Here is a 3,435-nt window from a genome sequence, read left to right as displayed (position 1 = left end):
CCACGTCCCGCAGGGCGGGGAAGACGTTAACCAGCCTTACGTCGTTCCTGGTGGGTCCGTAGGACGCGCCCCAAAGAATGTACGGCGCCCATTCGTTCCCGAAATCGCCGAGAAGAGAGGACTTGTCCTCGTCGAGGATCTTGCCGGCGACCTCGACTGGGGCGGTATCGCCGACGATCTGATCCATACAGGTTACGACGATGCCTGGTCTGACATCGAGTTCGTTCCCCACGCGCGCGAGATCGTGTCGAATGGCTCGAACCAAGCCGTCAACATCGAGCGGTGCCAGACGCAACGCGCCCTGCCACTCGTTCGCGGCGTTCGTCGGATCGTTCACCTCCATTCCCTTTAGGGATTCGGTCTCGTTTCGAAGCGGTCCCGCCCCGTGACGGGTGGTGTAGGCCCGGGTCATGTAATAGATGTCGACGACCTCGATCCCGGCCTCCAGACACACGGCGGCGATATTTGGCATACCCGTGTTCGACCTGGTCACGTGCGGGAATGATCCGTAGTCCTGGTCGAGCATAAGTCCTTGAGCGGCCTCGAAGATGACGGCTTCCTCGCGGCCGAGGTCCTCGTCATCGCGAAGCCGAACCAGCTCCCGGAAGCGCTCGCAGTCTTGTGCGAATCTCTCGAGGATTTCATCGCTTTGAACGGGTGCAAGTTCGTCTTCCGTAGGGTCGTTCACGCCGAGTTTCTCGAGGCGCCGCGTCACCCATTGCTCACGTATGCGTCTGAGCAGCGGTCTGACGTTGCGTTTGAGGTCACGGGCTGTAATCTCAAACAGTCTTTCGTTTGACCTCTCGATCGTCTCGCCGAATCCCATGCCGCAGCTTCCGTGCCGGCCTTTCGCCCGTCGGGATTCGATGATCTGATTGACCATGATGTCGTACGGCGTTGTCACGAGCGCTCTCGGGTCGATCGTGACCTCGGTGTTCGCGCCCATGCCGGCGAGAACCTCCATTTCGTTCAGGAAGAACATCGGGTGCGCGACGAAGAATCTGGAGAGGTGGGTGCGCGCTCCGGCGAGAGCGCCCGATCCGACGTGGTGAAACACGTGGCGCACGCCCTCCGGGGTGACGACCGTATGTCCGGCCTGTGCCCCTCCATTCGTCCTTACGATCACGGCATCCGGGATTGTGGCGGCGAGGTAGTCAGTCATCAGGCCTTTTCCCTCGTCGCCGTATCCGGAACCGATGACCGCTTTTGCGATCTTCGTCATGCTCTCATCTCCCTATGTCAGGCGCCGGATCCCGGTGCCGCCGCCCGTCGCCAGATCGCGAACCGCGTTTGCTACCACCAGGGAGGTGTCGCCGCTCCAGCTCGCGGCGACATCGGCCTTGTTCGCTCCTTCGCAGATCTGGATCGCGGACACGATGGACTCAGCCACCTTATCCGGGTCCTCGACGTAGAGGATCCGCTGAGGCAGGATCGGTTCGAACGTCCGTTTCACCTCGTCCAGACGGTATTTGGCGTATCCGACTGTCGACAGGATCACATGGAAGACCTCGTAGGTCCTGGACGCTAGGTTGACGCAATCCTCCGCCGAGAGGTTCGTCTGAAGATCGAGTCCAAGGAACCTCTTGGCTTGTTTCATGGTGACCCCGTCCAGTGTCGGCTCGTCGCCGATAGTGAAGAGGTAGCCTTTCTTCCGGCGCTTTTCGAACGCGTCGGTCCTTGTCTTCATCGCGGCGAACACGTGGGGTAGCATGTAGCTCTCGCCACCATTACCCCCGCCGCCACGCTCGATGTAGAGTTCCTTGAGCTGCTCCGCGATCTTGATGTCGCCCTCAAACTGGGTGACCTGAAGCGGTGATCTGTCGCATTCCGCATCCCCGACGGCCATCGCCATGATGTGTGGATCGGTGACTGGCTTTCGGTCGTAGATCTCGGTTGCGACCGTGTTGAGACCCTTTCGGATCATTGATTCCGCGATCATTCCCATCGATCCCGTGACGTCGGAGGCCAGGATGATCGGTGTCGAGTTCGGGTTGATGTCGGAGTCTCTCGACTCGCGGAACTCGATCTTCGACGGGTCGAACGAATCCTTCATCTTCGAAGAGGTAAAGATCTCAGAAGCGGATTTCCCTGCTACGTGTTTTGTGTTGTAGCTGTTCCAGTCGGCGGGGTCCCATCTTGCGTATCCCATGAATTTCTCCTTTTGTGGCTAAACGCCGTAGATTTTGGCGCTAGTGCAAGACATTTTTTCGAATCGTCGAGGTCCGAACGATTCAACGAGCGCAGTCATCCACGCTTCGTAATCCGCAACCGCCCGCGATGCGGGAGGTAACGAAATCCAGTTTGCGAACGGTTTCGGAACCGTTCCCTCGGTCAGCAGTTGACCGCCATGCGATTTCCCAAGGCAATCGAGGGCAACGTTTCGAATGAGACTTGCGTCGATCTCCGGCGTGGCTGCCTGTCCCTTGACTGCGATCTTCGGGTAAACTTCTGTCGTCCTTCCGGGTAGAGCTATTGGCCGTTCGCCGATCTTCGTCACGAAACCCCATCCGCCAAGTAAATGGACAGAGTGCTTCTCGGGCTGAATCGTCAGCGCTTCGGGGCTGATTGCTCCATGAACTAACCCAGCCCATTCCAGATAACACGCGATATTCATTAGTCCCGAGACAATCCATGCGACATGCCGCACCGGCATCTGTCCACCGTGGTATTCGATGAGATCCTTTAGAAATACAGACCCGGCAGGACGCTCCATAACGGTGAAATGTCCTCCATCTTTTAGTGCGCTGGATTTGATAGTGCACGGGAGCAATGTTCTCATTTGCTTGCGCATCATGTCGTTGGCGAATTTTAGGTTTTCCACCCTCTCCTTCTCTGCCCTGCCGATATCGCCCAGGTCCGGGCGGTGGATAAATGTAACGGTATTGGTGCCGATCAGTATCCGTCCTGCCTCTGTGAGATTCTCCTTTAAAAAGTTGAGGCGGAAAGTCTTGTCTTCGTCAGTTTTTAGAAGTACTTCATGTCTCACCACTTTTAGACAACCCCTCAAGGCGACCTCTTTTAGCTCGATTAGCTTCTGGAGGACGTCTCCTGATTTGGGATCGCTGCTTCTGTCTGGATGCCATGTCATTGCTAACCTATGGAAGCGCTTCTTAATTTCGCGCTCGTCTCCCGGGAACAAGATCGTTGCTTGCTCCGCACTCATTTTGAGAATTTCAGCGGCTGTCGGCATAGCTGCGGTCCGTGTTGTCAGGCTATTGATTTAAACTTAAACACACCCTCTATTAATTTGCAATATGCAAATTGCAAATTAATAGAGGGATTATGCGCCACGCGTGCTCAAGCCTCCATCTGAATTGAGCGATGGTACCCTCCCCTTCATTGCAAGACGGGAGGGGATTCCTTTGAAGTATCTTCTATTGGGAGACTGCTGTGAAAAACTAGGGCATGGCGACGAACAGAATTGGGGGGGGGGGG

3 protein-coding genes are annotated in these 3,435 nt (G+C 56.5%); all 3 read right to left on the bottom strand.

Features of this window, described 5'->3' with window-relative positions:
* On the bottom strand, positions 1 to 1,222 hold a 1,222-nt coding region (locus E1297_RS03465; RefSeq protein ID WP_155133916.1), incomplete at its 3' end, for an adenylosuccinate synthetase.
* Positions 1,223 to 1,234: 12 nt separating this feature from the next.
* Complete coding sequence (locus E1297_RS03460; protein ID WP_155133913.1) at positions 1,235 to 2,149, bottom strand: hypothetical protein; 915 nt, start codon at positions 2,147 to 2,149, stop codon at positions 1,235 to 1,237.
* 18 nt (positions 2,150 to 2,167) lie between these two features.
* Entirely contained in the window at positions 2,168 to 3,190 is a 1,023-nt protein-coding gene (locus E1297_RS03455; RefSeq protein WP_155133910.1) for a J domain-containing protein, read from the bottom strand.
* Positions 3,191 to 3,435: the final 245 nt, after the last annotated feature.

Source organism: Roseibium sp. RKSG952, assembly GCF_009711355.1.
The sequence above is the reverse complement of the archived record's forward strand: the minus strand, read 5'-3'. Positions and strand labels throughout refer to the sequence as shown.

Coding starts and splice junctions, on each gene's coding strand:
- E1297_RS03460 (WP_155133913.1), bottom strand. CDS start 2,149: ATGGGATACGCAAGATGGGACCCCGCCGACTGGAACAGCTACAACACA.
- E1297_RS03455 (WP_155133910.1), bottom strand. CDS start 3,190: ATGCCGACAGCCGCTGAAATTCTCAAAATGAGTGCGGAGCAAGCAACG.